Genomic DNA, 17,886 nt, shown 5'->3' with positions numbered 1-17,886 from the left:
TAGGTATTGTTTTACGAGTATCATTATAAGTAGTTATTAAAACTACATGTTGCAATAGGAGGGTTATTACTTGAGTAATTATATTCGGGAACCAATTAATGGACTCACGCATCTATCAGGAGCGCTTTTATCTTTTGTAGGACTTCTTGCGATGGTAATTAAAGTGTCGAGTACGACATCGTCAGCTATGGCCATTACAGCTGTTATCATTTTTGGTGTCAGCATGATCCTCCTTTATTCAGCTTCTGCCACTTACCATATGGTAATAGCGAAAGATCATGTTATTGCTTTTTTAAGAAGACTTGACCACTCGATGATTTTTATTTTGATTGCTGGTACCTACACACCTTTTTGTTTTATTAGTTTAAATGGAACCACTGGTAATATACTATTTTCCATTATTGCTGCGGTAGCATTAAGTGGGGTTGTTTTTAAAATGGTCTGGTTTCAATGCCCACGCTGGATTTCTACAGCATTGTATCTCGTCATGGGATGGATGATTGTATTTGTATTCTCGCCATTAGCGGGAAGCATGGATTCGATGGGATTATTTTTATTAATACTCGGCGGTATTTTTTATACAATCGGTGGAGTTATTTACGGAGCAAAACCAAGATTCCTTCAATCTAAATACATGGGATTTCATGAAATTTTCCACATCTTTATCATGCTTGGGAGTTTGTCTCACTTCTTATGTGTGTTTTACTTTGTAATTTAAAAATAGAAAAACGCCCTCAAAGGCGTTTTTCACATTGAACTATGAGTTGTTTTTATTCTCTCTTGCAGCTTGTTTCCTTGCTTTTTTGCTTAACCCTTTATCGGCACCAAACTCCGTATCTGCTTTGTTTCCTCCAGTATGCGGCTGGTTCCGATTGTTATTTTTATTGGTCATTGGTGATATCCTCCTTTTATGTAGATTGGCTAGTAACACCTTTATACTGCATAAAAATATAGGTATTTATACCTAAAATCTCTTTATTTCTTTATCGTAATAAAGCGTTAACAAATATTAAGAACTATCCCTTTTGAGCACCTAAGAACTCTGTTGGAAGTTCGGTTTCGACTACTTTATTTTCGTTGTACACACGATAGGCTTTGCTAGTTGGTCTTGAACTAACTATTTTACTTATTTCTTGTTCAATGTAATGAATGGCAACCCCATCATCGGCTGCAATACCTGCTTGTATCTTATTAGTTCCAATAAGATTATGGTACGCAGGTCTTCTTTCTGCTTCCCCATCGTAATGAGGACAATTACTGCCTTTTAGGAAACCTAAGCAATGGAGTGGTTCCAGTCCGTCCCCAAAGGAGTCCGTTACCCCTTCCTCAAACCAACAAATGGAACCCGCACTAATCCCTGCTAATAGGATTCCTTGGTTCCAAGCTTTTTTTAAAATGATGTCTAATCCCCAATCCTTCCACAAGGCTAACAGATTTTTTGTATTTCCACCGCCAACGTAAATAATATCTTTATCCAAAATATAGCTCTCCAAATCTCTGGTCGGCGGTCTGAATAATGATAAATGTGATGGTCTGCAGTTTTGGTTTTGGAAAAAGCCATAAAACCTTTGAATATAATTCTCTGAATCTCCACTCGCAGTGGGAATAAAACAAATCTTTGGATTTTCTTTACCTGATTGCTTCAAAATATAAGTATCCAACAATGTATTTTCCGGCTCCATGGAAAAGCCGCCGCCGCCAAGAGCAATAATTTGCCGCATATTTTTCCTCCTGTTTAAAGTCTTATCGATATGCTTTTATTCCATTTTCAAATGCTTTTACATCGTTATTTTCCACCCCATGCAGGGCTTCCTGCAACGCAAATGTACTCCTGTAAAACCTAACTCGTTCAGCTATTTCGGCTCCATTTGGATACAAATCCAAACACATGTTAAAAAAATCTTCCCCATAACTGGATAGTATTCCTGCAAGATCATATGCCTGGTCACCTCTACCACTGCCGCCAAAATCTATAATCCCTGAAATAGTATAGGTAGTTGGTTCCCATAAAATATTTGTCGCCCCAAAGTCACCGTGGACCAAGGTGGTGTTGAGGTTTGCGCATGCTTCACTATTTAGAAAGGTTTCAAAAGAATAAGAGATTTGTCGTTGTATTTCTGCCCTCATAAAAGGATAAAGCTTATTTTGTATTTTTTGATAAAGGGTTACCATTTGTTCACGGGGATCTGTTTCCTCTAATTGTAGTTTATTTTTAGAAATTGAATGAATTTCGAGAAGGAAGTTAACAAGCTGTGATGCAAGACTTTTTAAAACTTCTTCATTTTTAATGCGTCCGATACTAGCTTTCCATAATGGAGAGCCCTTAATTAACTCATAGCCAACAAAAACTTTTCCTACTTCCCATTTTTGAAAAGATTGATAGATGGGATTTGGAATTGGTATCGATATAGTATTTTGGATAGCTTCTAAAATCTCAGTCTCTCTTTTTAAACTGTCTATCCCCATTGGATATTTTGGAAATCTAAAAACGATGGATCCATTTACAATGATGACATCATTATTTTGACCAATATCATTAAGCTGACAGTCCTTAATGGAAAGGCTGGGGTAAACCTGGTTAATACATTCAATATATTTCTCCATTCTCTATACTCCCTTTTAACTCTTCCTATGTCGTAACAAATGGCAGACTAAATCTATTTGGATTTAGCTGCCTTATCTCTCTTACCAATTCACGTTCGCATCAGGTGCCTTGTCGGCTACAAGATTTAATTGAATATTATATTCTAGATAAGCTTTTAATCCAGAGAGGACCATTATGTACCCTCCCATAGAATCGATGGCCTGGTTTACCATATCATCTCCGCTTCCAGAAAAGCCAGTGTTTGTAATGGAAACAAAGGTTTCACTTTTAGTTCTAGGAGTAAATAGCCACTCAACCTGTGTGCCGTCAGTCCAATCAATTCTTATTAGCTTGTTTTGCTCCAATTCTTTAACAAATAATTCATCGCCGACAGCATACATTTCCCAGTCCCACCGGATTGTTTTTCCCTCTTCTAATCTTCCGCTGCTTTTGGTGAACCAGAATTTTGTTGTGATTTCTGGGTTTATAAAAGCCTCATATACTTCCTCGACTGGTTTGCGGATAAGCATTTCTGCTTTAACCACTGGTTTTTCATTTAGTGTTATCATGCTAAATACTCCTTTTCCTTTATTTATAGCCATTATCACTCTATGGTATCTAATTCGAGCTTATTTCATTTAATACTTTTTCAGATAATCGATTAGCAATTAATTTATAGCCAGCAGGATTGGGATGTAAAGAATCACTGAAATAGGTGCCTTTGGGTTTATCTTGAAATAGGTCAAGCGTGGGAACAAAAGAGGTTCGCTGAAAATTACCTGCAACTTCGATAATCCCATTGTTCCAATCTGTTATGGTGCTTAAAATTTCCTTGTGATTCGAGTATTCTACATATGGTTGATAAAGACCTAAAATAAAAATAGGAGCCCAGGGATTTCCTTTTCTTATGTTTTCAAGGATTTTATTGAGGTTGGTTGTGAATGTAACTTTACCCTCATTTATTTTTTTTACATCTAGTGGGTTAAATTGATAATCGGCACTCTTTCTAAAATCATTCGTTCCGATAAAAAGAATAATATAATTTGCTTGTTTTATTTGCGCAGTGATTTTTTTATCCTGCAGTTGTTCGAGAACTTTATCGGTAGAATATCTAGGTATAGCAAAGTTACTCAGTTTGACAGGGGTATTCTGTAAATCCTCCAATTTTACTTTAACATCTTCTATGTATCCCTTTTTTGCAGGATCCCCTACTCCATGTGTGATGGAGTCACCCAGAGCTACAAGGTTAATACCCTTTGTACTGGCCGAGGAACTACGAATACCGGTATAAGAAGCAAACAGAATTACGCTTATACAGAGAAAAAAGATAAAATTTTTCATATTTCAAACTCCTACTTGTATTGTTATTTAGAAGTTTTCCCAGTGGAACCGACACTCATGTAGTATCATAAAAGAATTAAACTCCAGATAGTTTCTAGTTTTTATCTAACCCATGGAAGGAACCCGAAAATATGCAAGCGGGTCTTTCAAATCATCTGTAAAAACACCTGTATTTCTGAGAACAGCCTCTGCAAAATTCAAATAGTTAGAACCTGTAGATGTTATGACATTTTTATCAATAACAAGATGTTCTTTTAACTGATTTTTTGGAACTAATACATGACTGTATAATGGATCGTCCGTATCTAACGAAGCTGTATACTTTACTTCCTCTAGTATACCTGCAGCACCTAATATAGCAGGGCCCCCACAGATTGCTGCAATTTGTTTCTTTTCGCTATAGAAATGCTGGACTATTTTCTTTAGTTCGGCGTTATCTAGAATAGGCGCTGGGTTACCGCCAGGTATGATTAATACATCAAAATCTTCAGGATTCACTTGATCTATCGTTAAATGGGGAATGACCTGAAATCCGGCACAAGACTGAATAGGTCTTATCTCATTTTCAACAGTAAAAGAATTTATCTGGTACTTTGAATCTATACAGGTTAATAAAATCATGACTTCAAAATCAGCAAAGGTATCATAAGTTAATAAAAGTGCCTTTTTCATATTATCTTTCTCCTTTTTAGTACAGAATAATGTGGCCTTAACGATGAATAATGTCGTACTTTTATCTCTTACATATTCAAGAAATTTAGTTAATAATCCTCTAAAAAATATAGATATGTAAATAAAAGAGGAGCCCCTATCGCGGAGCTCCTCTTCTATGCTTTTACTTCGTCTATAATTCTGTTTAGCTCTTCTTGCAGCACGATTGCATGATTATATACGGGATCTTTTGCACCGTATAGAAGAGTAACTCTTCCTTTTGATGTCAGTGTATAGATTTCATTTATGATCTTCTGTTTCTGTTCATCCGTACGCAACTCCTCTAAGTACTTAGCACGAAACTCCTCAAACAACTCTGGCTTATGACAAAACCATTTGCGAAGATCAGGACTTGGAGCAACCTCCTTCTCCCAAGCAGTCAACCTTGCCGCCTCCTTCGAGATTCCACGCGGCCAAATACGATCCACTAATATCCGAAAACCATCAGACTCATCATACGGCTCATAAACCCTCTTCAAGAAAAAATCACCCATTAAAATCCCTCCTCAACTAGATTTCGGTGAAAAGTGTCCATACCAGGTGGACACTGTCCACGGACGGTGACAGGCACCATCTTATAATGATTCTAATTTAGTCCTCGTCTTTTATGTCGAGGTCTTCGGGGATGGGTTCGTTTAGGATTTCTTCGATTAGGTGTTTGTATTTTTCGAGTTGTTTTAGGTGGGAGTTGAATTGTTCTTTGTTGATAACCCACGTTTCTCCGTCATGGATGGCGCGAATTTTTTTTTGTTTGATTAAGTCTTCTATGGCTGCTTCTGGCATGGATAAGTACTCTGCTGTTTCTTTAATGGTTAGATACATTTAATTCATTCCTCATCTGTAATGGTGATTTCATTTATTATACTCTTCCTCAGTTGGCAGACTAACCGTTATTCCTTTCTTTCTAACCATCATCCTAACAATCCTGGCCGATGGTTAAGGAAGTTTTGGTAAGCAAAACCTCTCACCTCATCCTCTTTAAAATGCTTCAATAATTCATTAATGAGATTTTGCGTTTTAGAAGCGTCTTCTAAATTCGTTATAAATGTTCCAATCCCATCAAAATCGGACCCTAATCCAATATGGTTTACACCGCCTAATGAGCAGAAATGATCGATGTGCCTGATAAGATCAGATATGGTTGCCTCTCCTGTTTCTTTTACAAATGGAGGATAATAAACAACATGTATCATGGCGTTTATTGTAAACATGGCTTTTGCCTGATCGTCCGTGACATTACGGGGATGCTGACAAAGTGTGCGTGAATTAGAGTGACTTGCAATCGGATACTTGGCTAATTCAATGACCTCCCAAATCCCCTTATCACTAAGATGAGAGATATCAGTAAGGATTTTATGTTCATTATTAAACTGAACAATCGCTTTTCCAAACAGCGTAAGACCTGCTCCCCGCGGTTCACCTGCTCCATCTGCTGCGAGATTTGCATTATTCCAGGTCAAACCGACGGAACGAACACCCAACTGATATAGAACATGGAGCTTCGTTAAATCATTGCCGATCGCATCTACTCCCTCAAGGGTTAGCATCGCGCCAATTTGGCCGATATTGATTTTTTCAAAATCTGACCACTCTTTAATATGGACCATATCAGGATTTTTCCCAAGTACTTCCTTATAAAAATAATCAATTTGTACAAGCGCTTCATGAAATTTCTGATCCGAAGGAATGTCTGGCTCTATAAAAATGGCAAAGCATTGAATCTTAACTTGCCCTTTATGTAATCTTTTCTTATTCGTCTGTAATTCTATCGCGTCTGCAAAACGCAGCGAACCTTTTCCTTCGGAAAGCTTAAGTAATGCGTCACAATGCAGATCAATTAATTTCATAGTACGCCGACTCCTTTTTTAAGAAATTTTATCATAAATAACAAAGAAAGGTTGAATAAGGAAAGCGGCATGTTAAATACTTACATTTGTGTAGTAAATAATTACCAGAAGTAATAACATTAAGAATATTAATAATTACCTATTAATACTAGTAAATAAATAGTAGAATTTATGTATAAACTACAGTAATGGAGGTGAATGTACCCATGACAAACAAACCAGTTCATTATGACGGCAGTATGCAAAGCAATGAAACTTCTGCAGCTAATTCAACAGTAAATGAGCCATTTACATTAACTGACGAAATGCGTGCAAACATTAGCGGAAACCCTTACTTCAGTGAAAACAATAACTAAAAAATAAAAGGAGTTTGCACACGCAAATTCCTTTTATTTTCGGTTTAGATTTGTTTTTGTATCTGCATATAATCACGTTTGTTGCACAAACTAGAATGCATGCTAGATACAGAAAGGACGATACAAAAATGACAAAAGTATTGTACATAACAGCTCATCCTCATGATGATACTCAGTCTTATAGTATGGCGGTAGGAAAAGCATTTATTGACACTTATAAAGAAGTAAATCCGAATCATGAAATAATCAACCTAGACCTCTACAAAGAAAATATCCCGCAACTTGATGTTGATGTTTTTAGCGGGTGGGGTAAGCTTCGCTCTGGTACAGAATTCGAACAGCTTTCAACTGATGAAAAAGCAAAGGTTGGCAGACTATCAGAGCTTTGTGAGCAATTTATTTCTGCGGATAAATACATTTTTGTAACACCACTATGGAATTTTTCCTTCCCGCCTGTTATGAAAGCCTACTTGGATTCAGTATCTGTGGCAGGGAAAACCTTTAAATACACAGAAAAAGGTCCAATTGGACTGTTAACAGACAAAAAAGCCTTACATATCCAAGCACGTGGAGGCATTTATTCTGAAGGTCCTGCGGCAGCAATGGAGATGGGTCACCGCTACCTTGAAATTATAATGCAATTCTATGGAGTCCCATCATTTGAAGGATTATTTGTTGAGGGACATAATGCAATGCCTGACAAGGCCCAAGAAATCAAAGAAAATGCCATCGCACGGGCGAAGGATTTAGCACATACATTTTAATGTTATTAGAGCCAACGCCTTTGTTGGCTCTTTGCTATTGCATGTGAAATCATGATTTACTTGCTAACAGCTACCTTACCAATAAATCATAAAGGGTACAGGCGACAATCTTAGCAGCAGCCTGTAAATCTGAAAGTCGAATATTTTCATCCGCCCGGTGTCCATTTGCATCTTCTAACACTTTGGGTCCGACTCCAAACATAATCGTTGGAATTCCTGCCGCAAAAAAGTGACGAGCATCTGTATACAGTGGTACTCCATGGACCGGTAATTCTCCGTCCTCCTGTAAGATTGACCGCCAATTGGCACCCAAAGCTTGAATCAATCTTGTATTCTCCGGAACAGGGCCAAAGCTTTTGGCATGGAGAATTTTTTTAATCTCCACTTTTATCCCTGGAATTTCTGATACTGCTTGATGGACCATTTCTCTAAACTCAGATTCGGCTCTAACAAAGTCCTCTTCAGGAATTAATCGTCTATCTACCCTTATCGTGCATTCATCAGGAACAACATTTGTGTTAATTCCACCTGTAATAAGTCCTACATTCAATGTTGGAAAATCAATCCCTGGTACCTGCGACTTTTTTTCTGCGAGTATTTTACGATAATCGTATAACACCTGTAAGATTTTAGTAGTCGCCTCAATCGCATCAATTCCGGTATGCGGCAGGGCTGCATGTGCTGACTTTCCAGTTGTCTTAATCTCAAAATGTAAACAACCGTTATGTGCGTTGACTGCTGAGTAGGTGAATCCCGCTACAATCGCTTGATCGGGCTTGATATAACCTTGGTCAATTAGCCTTCGCGGACCAATTTCTCCTCCTGTTTCTTCATCAAATGTGAATGCCAGGTCCACCCTTCCAGAAAGCTTAGCACCAACCTGTTTTAAAGCAAGTACTGCAAAGGTATAGGCAGCAATATCAGACTTTGAAACAGCCACTCCCCGCCCATACATTTTTCCATCCACAATCTCTCCTCCGTATGGATCCACACTCCACCCTAGACCAGGAGGAACTACATCTCCGTGTGCATTTAACACTACATTTGTCCCTTCACCAAATTCTGTGGTGGCAAGGACGTTAGCCATACTAATCATTCCATTTGCTTTTACACTTTCTTCATCTACTGGAAGAAGCGATACTTGTTCAAACCCAAGGCCAGAAAGCTGTTTCTCTAGAACTCTGGCTATCGGTAAACAATCACCTGCAGGATTATCGGATGCAGTTTGCACTAATTTTTTCAAAAAAGCAATGAGTTCTTCCTCATGTTCCTGTATCCACTGTACAATCTTCGTTTTATCCTCATTCATAAAAATCACTCCTCAGCGGTGGTATGCTAATTGATGTAATAGTTGTATGAGAACCTCCAGACCTTTTTCTAAGTCCTGTGTTGAAGTATATTCGAGTGGTGAATGGCTAATACCGCCCTGGCTGGGAACGAATAGAATGGTCGTAGGACAAATACCTGCAAACAGCTGGGCGTCGTGCCCAGCACCGCTATTCATCCAATGACAAGGAATCATATTGTCCGTGCAGATACCTTGTATAATTTCATTAAGCTTATGATTCATTTGGGCAGGCTGAACCTCATGCCACATCTCAACACTTAAATCCAGACCGAATTTCTTTGCATGGTCTTCAAACATTTGGACGAATTGCTGACAAAAAGACCGTAAAATGGATTCATTTGGATGTCTCGCATCGACAGTAAACTGAACGTGATTAGGAATGACATTTGGTACATTAGGTTCCAGAAAAAGCTGCCCTACACTTGTTACAAGATCCTCATCGTATACCTTTACACTTTCGTATAAATCATGAATCATGAATACCGCCCCATGCAGCGCGTCTCTTCTCCATTTCATTGAGGTTGTACCAACATGGTTTGATTCTCCATTCACCGTAATTCGAAACCGTTTTTGACCGACAATTGCCTTGACAATGCCAATTGATTTTTCAATTTTTTCTAATGTGGGTCCTTGTTCGATATGTAGTTCAATAAAAGTCTGGATATCATTTCGGACCCTATATTTAGAAAGACCAAATCCAGCTGCCATCATAGCTGTCTCAAAGCTTATTCCCTGTGAATCCTTGATATCACGAATATCTTTAAATGAATAATTCCCCGTAATCACACCTGAACCCCAGAGAGCGATTGGAAAGCGGCTTCCTTCCTCTTCGCAAAAAGAAACCACTTCAAGGTTTAGGTCGGGCTGCCCGAACTTTTTTTTCAAATAAATTAATGCTAGAATCCCAGCAATGATTCCATAAGCACCATCATATTTACCGCCGGATTTAACGGTATCAACATGCGACCCAATTAAAATTGTCTGTGCATTTGGAATAGAGGAAGGCAATCTTCCAAATAAGTTTCCAATGGAATCATAATTTGTGTCGAGCCCAGCGTCCTCCATCCAACCCTTTAAGGCTTGCTGAGCATCCTTCCAAGACTGGGAATAAAGGGTTCGAGTTACCCCTCCATCAGGCTCAGCCCCAAAAGAGGCAAGCCAGTCGATTGCCTCATTTAGATTCGTTGGGAACTGAGCCATATGCTACCTCCCCTGGCAGTATATACTGTCCATCCTTTTCTTGCGTGATTCCGCTGTAATCATCATAAATGACTTTTCCTCGTAAAATGGTTTTCTTTACCTTTAACATGAATTTTCTATTTTCATAGGGGGAATATCGATTGCGGAAGGCAATACATTGCTGATCCACAATCGTTGTTTCATCTAATGAAATTAAAACTAAATCCCCGTCCACCCCAGATTGAATTCTTCCTTTCTTTGCAGATATCCCAAACCGATCAGCTACATTTGCAGTTCCCAGAGGAAGTATGTCTTTAAGTGGAATTTTCCTTTTCATAGCCTCATCGAGTAAAGCAAGCCAAGTAAATTGTACTCCTTGGATTCCTCCCCAGGCTTCCCAAATGGAGTCCGTGTTTTTCATGGAATAAAGACAAGGAGAATGATCAGAACCAATCGTATCAATCCACCCATTTGACATACAATCCCACAGTCCTTCTACTTCTTCTCTTGGCCGAAGCGGCGGCGCACACTTGAGAATGGCACCAGATTTAAGGAAATCATCTTCATCAAATAGTAAATAATGAGGACAGGTTTCTACTGTAGCGTTAATTCCACTTTCCTTGGCTTCTTGAATGAGTTTAACGACTCTGGGTGAACTGATATGGACGAAGTGGACCGATGTTCCATATTTCTGAGCAGCCTCTAAAGCATAACTAACCGCCTTTTCTTCCGCGGAAATCGGTCTGCTGGCAAGAAAGGCCCTGTGCTCATCGAGGCTAGTTTGTTTTTTATAAAAAGTAGTAAGGTTATGAATCTCTTTCTCCCATTCTGCATGCAGAGCGAGGATTTTATTTTGTTCAGCTGCTGTTTTCATAGCCATCTTCATTTGATTAGGTGAAACAAAGGGAAAATCATCAATACCGCTCTCACACATAAATGCCTTCCATGCAATAATACCCTTACTCATTTGGGCGAGTTCTTCTTGATTACTTACCGATTTACCAGTCATGCCACCCCACAAGGCATAATCAATATAGGATTTGGAGGTTAAATACTCCCTTTTATGCTGTAAATTTTTCACGGTTGTCACAGACGGAGAACAATTGAGCGGCATATCAAAGATTGTGGTTGTTCCTCCAATGGCTGCGGCAAGGCTGCCCGTCTCAATTCCTTCCCAATCCGTCCGGCCGGGATCATTAAAATGAACATGTGCATCGATAAATCCAGGAACCACTAGGCAGCCACTTGCGTCTATGAAATTTGCATTGTTCTCTGTCATTGGTTCAGGTTCGCACTCGTAGAGAGTATCAATCTTACCATCTATAATCCTAATATTTTTGTATCGAAACCCTTCTTCTGTCAAAACATATCCGTTTTTTACCCAAAGTTCAGTACTCATTTTTCCTCCTAACTCCCTCGGTACGTACTGTACCCTCCCGGTGAGATCAAAAGAGGCACATGATAGTGGGAATCTGGCTCAGAAATACCAAATCGAACGGGAACACAATCCAGGAATGAGGGATTTTCAGTGGCAGCTCCGCGACTTCGGTAATAGTCTCCAACAAAAAAAAGAAGTTCATAGATTCCCTGTTTCATATGCTCCCCCTTCAAAAGGGGCTGATTTAATCTGCCATCTTCATTTGTATAGGAAGACGCGATGACTTCGTTCTCTCCATTTGGACCAACATGTACTAACTCTACTAACACACCGCTCGCTGGCCTTCCTATGCTAATATCAAGGACATGCGTTGTTAGCTTCCCTTTCATTTATTGGGTTCCTCTTTAGCTTCTAGGTCAGCACGCGTCATTGAAAAACATTGGAAACCATAAGGGGGACGAGGTTCCGTAAATACTTTTCCTTCTTGTGAGGCAGGAATTTCATCTAAAATCGTTTCCCACGTACGGTTATTTGATTCGAACCGGACCTCTGCTAACTGTGGAAAACGTTCTAGGATTCGAGTACCGATTCGGTAAATGAGATTTTGGATGGATGGAGAGTTTTCTTCATGGAAGACAGTGTACGCAATATCCCTGACCTGTTCTGCTGCCACATAGCCATCGGATGTATTTCCCCTGGCATCCTCAAGGTCGTCATAACGCCAATCAATATTTAAAAAGATAAACAGCGGGCGGTCAAAGGATTCCGGCAATGTCGTATATTCATCCTTCACATAGCCGTAAAACGAACTGCCCTTTACCTTAATAAGCTTAAGACCCTTTAAAGTGCTTAGGTGAAGGGTGGTGATAATGTCATCATTTTCACGTTTTACTTCTATGGAGGCTCCGGCCTGTTCATTTAATGAGTAGCGAAACACCAATGGGCTTGGTTCAAAGCTGCCATTTGCCGTCGGAACAGGAAGCTCTTCAAAGGAAATCTGTTCACCTGAGATATTAATGCCTGTCATATGTGAGTACGTCTCAAGAAATCGTTGTGCAACAAATTCAAGGAACCCTTCCTGGGTGGCTCCCTGATAATCGCCTGCATGCTTAAGGATGAAATTTTTCATAGAATCGGTTGCAACAACCAACGTGTTATCACCATTTTTAAATGAGGAAAAAAAAGCTTCACCTTCTACAGCGACTTTTACATTCATGCCAAATAGAATGTTTTTTCTCCCTGTGAATGTGGACTCGGGAATGTTTCGAATTACAGTTAACGGCTTAGCGTAGGTACGATAAACCCAAACATCTGCTTTTCCGTAGCTCATCGTTCTTTTCATATGGCATTAGCCTCCTCTGTCTTTTTGGATAGGCTTAGACACTGAACGTTTTTACATTGGGTAGCTTGTTGAAACCACTTTTTATATTTCCTTTGATTGGGGTCATCTATGGGCTCTATTAGTGACCACTTTTTCGGTTTTTTCTCGTTTTCAGTCACTTATAGCCTCTATTAGTGACCATTTTTTCAATTTCTTCTCATTTGCGGTCACTTATTTCCTCTACCATTAAACACTTTTTCGATTATCCTTTTATTAAGGGTCATCATGGATGCTTTACTCTTTGAAAATATCATTCAATCTAAACTCGGCTATTTTAAATACTTCTCGCAAGGCAATGTTATATTCTTTTCCGTAGGTATTATGGACCCTTTGCTTCATTGCAGCTAAAATGGTGTCCTTGTTTTGCCCCTTTACCGCCATAATAAACGGAAACTGAAATTTATCTACATACTTCTTATTAAGGGATATAAACTCCTCAAATTCTTCCTTTGCAAGCTTATCAAGGCCTGCGCCTTCTTGCTCCTTTTGTGAAACCTCGGACATTTTCAACCTTGTTCCTAAATCTGGGTGTGCACGAAGTAAGGCTAACTTCATAGACTCCTCGGCACGTTGAACAATATCAATCATCGTTTGTAAAAGGTTCTCATGGGATTCAAACGGCATACTTTCCCATGCTCCCGCTGCTACCCATGGAGAATGTTCAAACACCCAGCCTATCTTTAGTACAAACTCCTCTTTGTTCATTTGATTTACTTCCTCCATAACCTCACCTCTCTTCCTCCGGCTGGTGACCATTCAGCCGGATTACAGTTAAAACTATATATATTCCAGACCTCCTAAAAATACATCAACTGTTCTCTTTCTATTTATGAATCTTCATTAATGGCTTGGCTATTGTCAGCTGCCGTCGGCACACCAAACTCGTCCTGCCAATTTTTCACTATATTATAGAAATGCCGAAATAGTATCTACAAACCTGTCATATAATCTAACAAGTTTTTTAATCATCCTAGACCAAAATAGTCTGTAAGCAAACCTGACAATAAGGAAGCAATTCTAAGTGGGTTATAGAATAATGAATCTCAAGTTAATAAATCATGAATCCTTACGTACTAAATGTAAAAAAGTTCATCAGAGAATGGAGAGATTACATGTCAGATATTCATTTTATGAAAAAGGCCATTGCGGAAGCACTCAATAATGTCTTAACCAATCATGGCGGACCGTTTGGGGCCATCGTAGTGAAGGATGGAAAAATAATTGGGGTTGGCCGTAATGAAGTAACATCTTCCAACGATCCAACAGCACATGCAGAAGTCCAAGCTATTCGCGCCGCCTGCAGCTATTTAAAAGACTTCCAACTGACGGATTGTGAAATTTACACGAGCTGCGAACCTTGTCCAATGTGCATTGGTGCTATTTACTGGGCGAGACCGAAGGCCGTTTACTATGCATGCACGAAACAGGATGCCGCCAAGATCGGGTTTGATGATCAGTTCATTTATGAACAGCTCGAACTTCCAATGGAAAATAGGCAAATACCCATGAAAAAAATCTTTCCGGACGATGGCGACCTTCCTTTTCGGACATGGGAAAGTTCTAAGAATAAAGTTGAATACTAATATTAAAGTAGAGGGTGTTGAGCAATGAAGAGAAATCAATTAACCCGAAGAATTTCAGTTGCCTCAGGAAATGAGCCTGCCGACACCGTAGTAAAAAATGGCAGGATTATCGATGTATTTAACGGAGAAATAGTCGAAGGCGATATCGCTATTGTCGATGGTTATTTTGCAGGGATCGGGCAATATAAGGGGAAAAATATTGTTGATGCCAAGGGGCGTTATGTAATTCCTGCCTTTATTGATGGTCATGTTCATATTGAATCTTCTTTGGTGACGCCTAGTGAATTTGCCAAAGTCCTCCTTCCTCACGGAGTAACGACCGTTATCGCTGATCCCCATGAAATTGCGAATGTCCTGGGTACTGCCGGCATTCAATATATGCTCGATTCTTCCGAAAATCTTCCTTTTGATATTTATATTATGCTTCCTTCCTGTGTTCCTGCGACAAGCTTCGAAAACTCAGGCGCTATTTTAAAAGCAGAGGATTTAGTTCCCTTTTATCAACATCCACGAGTCCTAGGATTAGCAGAGGTGATGAATTTTCCTGCCGTCCTAAATGCTGAAGATGATATGCTCAACAAAATATCTGATGCTAAACAGTTCGGAAAAAAAGTGGATGGTCATGCTGCGGGATTAACTGGAACTGATTTGAATGTGTATATGGCTGCAGGTATTAGGAGCGATCATGAAAGTACAACCGCGGAAGAAGCGAAAGAACGTCTTCGAAGCGGCATGTATTTAATGATTCGTGAAGGAACTGTGGCAAAAGATTTACAGAATTTGATTCCGGCAGTAAATGAGTATAATTCACGGAAGTGCTTATTTGTTACCGATGATAAGCATTTAGATGACCTAGTAATTGGAGGCAGCATCGATCATAACGTTCGGCTGGCTATCAACTTAGGAATTTCCCCGGTAACAGCTATCCAAATGGCTTCCATCAATGCAGCAGAATGCTTTGGGCTTAGTGATAAGGGTGCAATTGCCGCCGGTTACAAAGCGGATTTTTCTTTAGTAGAAGAACTTGAAACGTTAAAGATTATACACGTTTATAAAAACGGAAAAGCCGTTGTAGAAGATGGTAAGTTGGTTACGGATTGCATTTCCACTCATAAGGGTGGCAGTGCTAACTTAAAAAATTCTGTCCATTTTGATGACATTTTAAAAGCAAACTTCAATATTCCATTATCAACGAACAAAGCAAATATCATTGAAATCATTCCTAACAGTCTTATAACACGGCATATCGAAGAAGAAGTAGACACCTGCAATAAAGGGTTCTTCCAACCTTCGATCAGTGGGGATCAGTTAAAGCTCGCTGTAATCGAGCGCCATCATTTCACGAGGCAAATTGGTTTGGGCATTGTGAAAGGCTTAGGATTAAAACATGGTGCAATTGCTACCACTATTGCCCATGATTCACATAATCTCATTATCGCTGGGACCAATGACGATGATATGGTGTTAGCTGCAAATACAATAAAAGAAATGCAAGGCGGGCTGGTTGTGATTAAAGAAGGTCAAATACTTGCTTCTTTAGAGTTACCCATCGCAGGATTAATGTCTGACCGCCCTTACCGTGAAGTCTACAGTAGTCTCAATAACCTTCACAATGCTCTTGAGCAGCTTGGAGCAAACGATTATTTCAATCCCTTTTTAACCCTTTCCTTTTTAGCGCTTCCTGTTATCCCAGAGTTAAAACTTACCGATAAAGGTTTATTTAAGGTTTCAACCTTCGAGCATATTAACATCAGTACTGTTTAAAATTCGTGCTTTTAAGACACACTATCATGCGAGAAACCGAAAAACGGTTGCTTTCAATGCCATTACCTGTCAAACTAAATAGGATAATTAACTTCGAAAGAAAGTAAATGTAGGTGACGAACATGATAGAAATAAAATCTTCAAAGCTTAGTGACGGAGAGTTCAATCGAGGAGTATTCGCTACACGTGATATTAAAAAGGGCGAGCTTATCCATGAAGCACCCGTTATCGCCTATCCGAATGAAGAGCATGAACACATTGAAAAAACATTGCTTGCTGATTATGCGTTTGAATATGGGATTAACCATACATGCATTCTCTTAGGTTATGGGATGTTATTTAATCATTCCTATCAGCCTAATGCCACATATGAGATAAATTTTCCAAACCATACCTTTGACTTCTTTGCTTACAAAGATATTAAAGAAGGCGAAGAGATTCTAATCAACTATAACGGCGATGAAGAGGACCAAGAACTGCTTTGGTTTGATAAAGAAAAACAAGAAAAATAACAGCCCTGGTTGGCTGTTATTTTTTTTGCACTATGATAGGGTTTACTAAATGCTGCCCTTCACAAGAAGTTGCTGCTCCTGTTTGAGAAGAGTTTTGTTTTGCATGTGCTGTAATGAAATACTTTTCGTAAAACAGATATCTTCGCATAATGAACAGTCTACACATTTAGCAGGATTAAGTGTGATTGATACTTGGTTATTTTCCGTGTCCATTTTCAAGGCATCCGTAGGACATAAAATCGAACAGGCACCGCAAAAATTACAATCATCCGTAATAGTAGGAAGCCTGATATCCTTTTGGTTTTGTAAGATTTCATTTTCCTTCAATTGAGCCAAAAACAACGCTCGTTTATTCATATAAGGAAGTGCAGATTCATTGGTCATCTTCTCATATAGATGAAGAGACACTTCATCCAACTCTCTCTTCACTTTTGAAAGTGTATTCTCCTGTCTTTTTTCCTGATATGATAAAACTTCAGAACCTCCTAATAGTTCTTTAAATGCTAACTTATTCGTTGCTTTGATTTCATTAAAAAAGCTTGATAGGAAGGCACGTCGATCTGTATCAAACGATTTGGGTTTCGCCGAATAAGTGATATCGGACATGATTTTCATAGAAGAACCTGCCATCTTTTCTCCAGCATCAAGCTCTTTTTTCCAAACCGTTTCACCTGTTGTGATTTCACAGGAAGTACAACCTGAACCAGTATGGTAGATGGTAAGATTTTGGCACTTATTCAAGATGGAAACCCACGCTTCTCTAGGAATCATCCCTAAGCAGGGCACCGAAACCGTGATTACATTCTTATCTGAAACAGGCATTTTTTTACAATGTAAGTATACTTGTTCATTTTGTTCACACTGATGAACTAGATCAGATAGTATTTGTTCGAGAGGGGGGCGATTAAAAGCAAGAGCATTTGTTGGGCATACGGTTGAACAAAGCCCGCATGCCAAACAATGATCGTCTATTTCAATCTGCTTTTTCGAAAAAGAAATGCTTTTTGTTGGGCAATGGTCTACACAGCTATGACAAGTGCTTTTCGGTGATATCAAATGCGCACATAAATTTGGCTCGACCCTCATTGAGGTCATTTTTTGATCCATTACCTTTACCCATTTTAACAAATCCATTCTG

At 39.2% G+C, this 17,886-nt stretch carries 22 protein-coding genes; 6 read left to right on the top strand and 16 right to left on the bottom strand.

From position 1 onward, the window contains the following. Nucleotides 1-70 precede the first annotated feature (70 nt). Nucleotides 71-718: a PAQR family membrane homeostasis protein TrhA gene (gene trhA, locus BANA01_RS22655; RefSeq protein WP_034672547.1), complete on the top strand. Its 648-nt coding sequence runs from the start codon at nucleotides 71-73 to the stop codon at nucleotides 716-718. A gap of 39 nt (nucleotides 719-757) precedes the next feature. Here the strand turns inward: trhA and BANA01_RS30685 are convergent, their stop codons facing one another. From BANA01_RS30685 to BANA01_RS22615, 9 genes are all read right to left on the bottom strand, one after another. Next, nucleotides 758-892, bottom strand: coding sequence for a hypothetical protein (locus BANA01_RS30685; RefSeq protein ID WP_268875108.1), 135 nt, complete (start codon nucleotides 890-892; stop codon nucleotides 758-760). A 124-nt stretch (nucleotides 893-1,016) separates the two neighbouring features. Beyond that, a complete protein-coding gene (locus tag BANA01_RS22650) occupies nucleotides 1,017-1,721 on the bottom strand; it encodes a Type 1 glutamine amidotransferase-like domain-containing protein (RefSeq protein ID WP_034672549.1) in 705 nt (234 codons plus the stop codon). Nucleotides 1,722-1,743: 22 nt separating this feature from the next. Then, a complete protein-coding gene (locus BANA01_RS22645; RefSeq protein WP_034672552.1) occupies nucleotides 1,744-2,604 on the bottom strand; it encodes a phosphotransferase family protein in 861 nt (286 codons plus the stop codon). Between the two features lie 81 nt (nucleotides 2,605-2,685). Beyond that, nucleotides 2,686-3,153 carry an SRPBCC family protein gene (locus tag BANA01_RS22640; RefSeq protein ID WP_034672555.1) on the bottom strand — a complete coding sequence of 156 codons (468 nt, stop codon included), beginning with the start codon at nucleotides 3,151-3,153 and terminating at the stop codon, nucleotides 2,686-2,688. A 49-nt stretch (nucleotides 3,154-3,202) separates the two neighbouring features. Then, nucleotides 3,203-3,925, bottom strand: coding sequence for a GDSL-type esterase/lipase family protein (locus BANA01_RS22635; RefSeq protein ID WP_034672558.1), 723 nt, complete (start codon nucleotides 3,923-3,925; stop codon nucleotides 3,203-3,205). Between the two features lie 105 nt (nucleotides 3,926-4,030). Continuing rightward, nucleotides 4,031-4,597 carry a DJ-1/PfpI family protein gene (locus tag BANA01_RS22630; RefSeq protein ID WP_034672560.1) on the bottom strand — a complete coding sequence of 189 codons (567 nt, stop codon included), beginning with the start codon at nucleotides 4,595-4,597 and terminating at the stop codon, nucleotides 4,031-4,033. A gap of 155 nt (nucleotides 4,598-4,752) precedes the next feature. Then, the gene (locus BANA01_RS22625; protein ID WP_034672562.1) at nucleotides 4,753-5,130 is read right to left on the bottom strand and encodes a DUF488 domain-containing protein; all 378 of its coding nucleotides are present in this window, start codon (nucleotides 5,128-5,130) and stop codon (nucleotides 4,753-4,755) included. Nucleotides 5,131-5,227: 97 nt separating this feature from the next. Further along, the gene (locus BANA01_RS22620; protein ID WP_034672564.1) at nucleotides 5,228-5,458 is read right to left on the bottom strand and encodes an excisionase family DNA-binding protein; all 231 of its coding nucleotides are present in this window, start codon (nucleotides 5,456-5,458) and stop codon (nucleotides 5,228-5,230) included. An 89-nt stretch (nucleotides 5,459-5,547) separates the two neighbouring features. Further along, complete coding sequence (locus BANA01_RS22615; RefSeq protein WP_034672566.1) at nucleotides 5,548-6,483, bottom strand: dipeptidase; 936 nt, start codon at nucleotides 6,481-6,483, stop codon at nucleotides 5,548-5,550. Between the two features lie 206 nt (nucleotides 6,484-6,689). Between BANA01_RS22615 and BANA01_RS30035 the strand changes: the two genes are divergently transcribed. Together BANA01_RS30035 and BANA01_RS22610 are read left to right on the top strand one after the other, a co-directional pair. After that, a complete protein-coding gene (locus tag BANA01_RS30035; RefSeq protein ID WP_169803737.1) occupies nucleotides 6,690-6,839 on the top strand; it encodes a hypothetical protein in 150 nt (49 codons plus the stop codon). Between the two features lie 128 nt (nucleotides 6,840-6,967). After that, entirely contained in the window at nucleotides 6,968-7,603 is a 636-nt protein-coding gene (locus BANA01_RS22610) for an FMN-dependent NADH-azoreductase (protein WP_034672568.1), read from the top strand. A gap of 70 nt (nucleotides 7,604-7,673) precedes the next feature. On the opposite strand, the gene BANA01_RS22605 is transcribed toward BANA01_RS22610, so the two are convergent. The 6 genes from BANA01_RS22605 to uraD form a co-directional block, all read right to left on the bottom strand. After that, the gene (locus tag BANA01_RS22605) at nucleotides 7,674-8,912 is read right to left on the bottom strand and encodes an ArgE/DapE family deacylase (protein WP_034672570.1); all 1,239 of its coding nucleotides are present in this window, start codon (nucleotides 8,910-8,912) and stop codon (nucleotides 7,674-7,676) included. Between the two features lie 12 nt (nucleotides 8,913-8,924). Next, nucleotides 8,925-10,151, bottom strand: coding sequence for a M20 family metallo-hydrolase (locus BANA01_RS22600; protein ID WP_034672572.1), 1,227 nt, complete (start codon nucleotides 10,149-10,151; stop codon nucleotides 8,925-8,927). Next, nucleotides 10,123-11,529 (bottom strand): allantoinase AllB, encoded by a 1,407-nt coding sequence (gene allB, locus BANA01_RS22595; protein ID WP_052106259.1) that lies wholly within the window; start codon nucleotides 11,527-11,529, stop codon nucleotides 10,123-10,125. The genes BANA01_RS22600 and allB overlap by 29 nt, the downstream gene beginning before the upstream one ends. A gap of 8 nt (nucleotides 11,530-11,537) precedes the next feature. After that, nucleotides 11,538-11,897, bottom strand: coding sequence for a hydroxyisourate hydrolase (gene uraH / locus BANA01_RS22590; protein ID WP_034672574.1), 360 nt, complete (start codon nucleotides 11,895-11,897; stop codon nucleotides 11,538-11,540). Further along, nucleotides 11,894-12,850, bottom strand: a complete 957-nt coding sequence (pucL, locus tag BANA01_RS22585; protein ID WP_034672575.1) for a factor-independent urate hydroxylase — start codon at nucleotides 12,848-12,850, stop codon at nucleotides 11,894-11,896. The genes uraH and pucL overlap by 4 nt, the downstream gene beginning before the upstream one ends. 273 nt (nucleotides 12,851-13,123) lie before the next feature. Then, nucleotides 13,124-13,612, bottom strand: a complete 489-nt coding sequence (gene uraD, locus BANA01_RS22580) for a 2-oxo-4-hydroxy-4-carboxy-5-ureidoimidazoline decarboxylase (RefSeq protein ID WP_034672578.1) — start codon at nucleotides 13,610-13,612, stop codon at nucleotides 13,124-13,126. Nucleotides 13,613-14,001: 389 nt separating this feature from the next. Between uraD and BANA01_RS22575 the strand changes: the two genes are divergently transcribed. From BANA01_RS22575 to BANA01_RS22565, 3 genes are all read left to right on the top strand, one after another. Further along, on the top strand, nucleotides 14,002-14,472 hold the full coding sequence (locus BANA01_RS22575) for a nucleoside deaminase (protein WP_034672515.1): 471 nt from the start codon (nucleotides 14,002-14,004) through the stop codon (nucleotides 14,470-14,472). Between the two features lie 24 nt (nucleotides 14,473-14,496). Continuing rightward, the gene (gene ade / locus BANA01_RS22570; protein ID WP_034674903.1) at nucleotides 14,497-16,236 is read left to right on the top strand and encodes an adenine deaminase; all 1,740 of its coding nucleotides are present in this window, start codon (nucleotides 14,497-14,499) and stop codon (nucleotides 16,234-16,236) included. A gap of 122 nt (nucleotides 16,237-16,358) precedes the next feature. Continuing rightward, entirely contained in the window at nucleotides 16,359-16,748 is a 390-nt protein-coding gene (locus BANA01_RS22565; protein ID WP_034672518.1) for an SET domain-containing protein, read from the top strand. A gap of 45 nt (nucleotides 16,749-16,793) precedes the next feature. On the opposite strand, the gene BANA01_RS22560 is transcribed toward BANA01_RS22565, so the two are convergent. After that, nucleotides 16,794-17,882: a 4Fe-4S binding protein gene (locus tag BANA01_RS22560; protein ID WP_034672521.1), complete on the bottom strand. Its 1,089-nt coding sequence runs from the start codon at nucleotides 17,880-17,882 to the stop codon at nucleotides 16,794-16,796. Nucleotides 17,883-17,886 lie beyond the last annotated feature (4 nt).

Origin of the sequence: Neobacillus niacini NBRC 15566 (assembly GCF_001591505.1) — a bacterium.
Taxonomy (GTDB): domain Bacteria; phylum Bacillota; class Bacilli; order Bacillales; family Cytobacillaceae; genus Neobacillus; species Neobacillus niacini.
This window is presented reverse-complemented; position numbering and strand designations above follow the sequence as displayed.

Coding starts and splice junctions, on each gene's coding strand:
- BANA01_RS22565 (WP_034672518.1), top strand. CDS start 16,359: ATGATAGAAATAAAATCTTCAAAGCTTAGTGACGGAGAGTTCAATCGA.
- BANA01_RS30685 (WP_268875108.1), bottom strand. CDS start 892: ATGACCAATAAAAATAACAATCGGAACCAGCCGCATACTGGAGGAAAC.
- BANA01_RS22610 (WP_034672568.1), top strand. CDS start 6,968: ATGACAAAAGTATTGTACATAACAGCTCATCCTCATGATGATACTCAG.
- BANA01_RS22615 (WP_034672566.1), bottom strand. CDS start 6,483: ATGAAATTAATTGATCTGCATTGTGACGCATTACTTAAGCTTTCCGAA.
- BANA01_RS22645 (WP_034672552.1), bottom strand. CDS start 2,604: ATGGAGAAATATATTGAATGTATTAACCAGGTTTACCCCAGCCTTTCC.
- BANA01_RS22625 (WP_034672562.1), bottom strand. CDS start 5,130: ATGGGTGATTTTTTCTTGAAGAGGGTTTATGAGCCGTATGATGAGTCT.
- uraD (WP_034672578.1), bottom strand. CDS start 13,612: ATGGAGGAAGTAAATCAAATGAACAAAGAGGAGTTTGTACTAAAGATA.
- BANA01_RS22560 (WP_034672521.1), bottom strand. CDS start 17,882: ATGGATTTGTTAAAATGGGTAAAGGTAATGGATCAAAAAATGACCTCA.
- allB (WP_052106259.1), bottom strand. CDS start 11,529: ATGAGTACTGAACTTTGGGTAAAAAACGGATATGTTTTGACAGAAGAA.
- pucL (WP_034672575.1), bottom strand. CDS start 12,850: ATGAAAAGAACGATGAGCTACGGAAAAGCAGATGTTTGGGTTTATCGT.
- BANA01_RS22575 (WP_034672515.1), top strand. CDS start 14,002: ATGTCAGATATTCATTTTATGAAAAAGGCCATTGCGGAAGCACTCAAT.
- BANA01_RS22640 (WP_034672555.1), bottom strand. CDS start 3,153: ATGATAACACTAAATGAAAAACCAGTGGTTAAAGCAGAAATGCTTATC.
- uraH (WP_034672574.1), bottom strand. CDS start 11,897: ATGAAAGGGAAGCTAACAACGCATGTCCTTGATATTAGCATAGGAAGG.
- ade (WP_034674903.1), top strand. CDS start 14,497: ATGAAGAGAAATCAATTAACCCGAAGAATTTCAGTTGCCTCAGGAAAT.
- BANA01_RS22600 (WP_034672572.1), bottom strand. CDS start 10,151: ATGGCTCAGTTCCCAACGAATCTAAATGAGGCAATCGACTGGCTTGCC.
- BANA01_RS22630 (WP_034672560.1), bottom strand. CDS start 4,597: ATGAAAAAGGCACTTTTATTAACTTATGATACCTTTGCTGATTTTGAA.
- BANA01_RS22635 (WP_034672558.1), bottom strand. CDS start 3,925: ATGAAAAATTTTATCTTTTTTCTCTGTATAAGCGTAATTCTGTTTGCT.
- BANA01_RS22650 (WP_034672549.1), bottom strand. CDS start 1,721: ATGCGGCAAATTATTGCTCTTGGCGGCGGCGGCTTTTCCATGGAGCCG.
- BANA01_RS22605 (WP_034672570.1), bottom strand. CDS start 8,912: ATGAATGAGGATAAAACGAAGATTGTACAGTGGATACAGGAACATGAG.
- BANA01_RS30035 (WP_169803737.1), top strand. CDS start 6,690: ATGACAAACAAACCAGTTCATTATGACGGCAGTATGCAAAGCAATGAA.
- BANA01_RS22620 (WP_034672564.1), bottom strand. CDS start 5,458: ATGTATCTAACCATTAAAGAAACAGCAGAGTACTTATCCATGCCAGAA.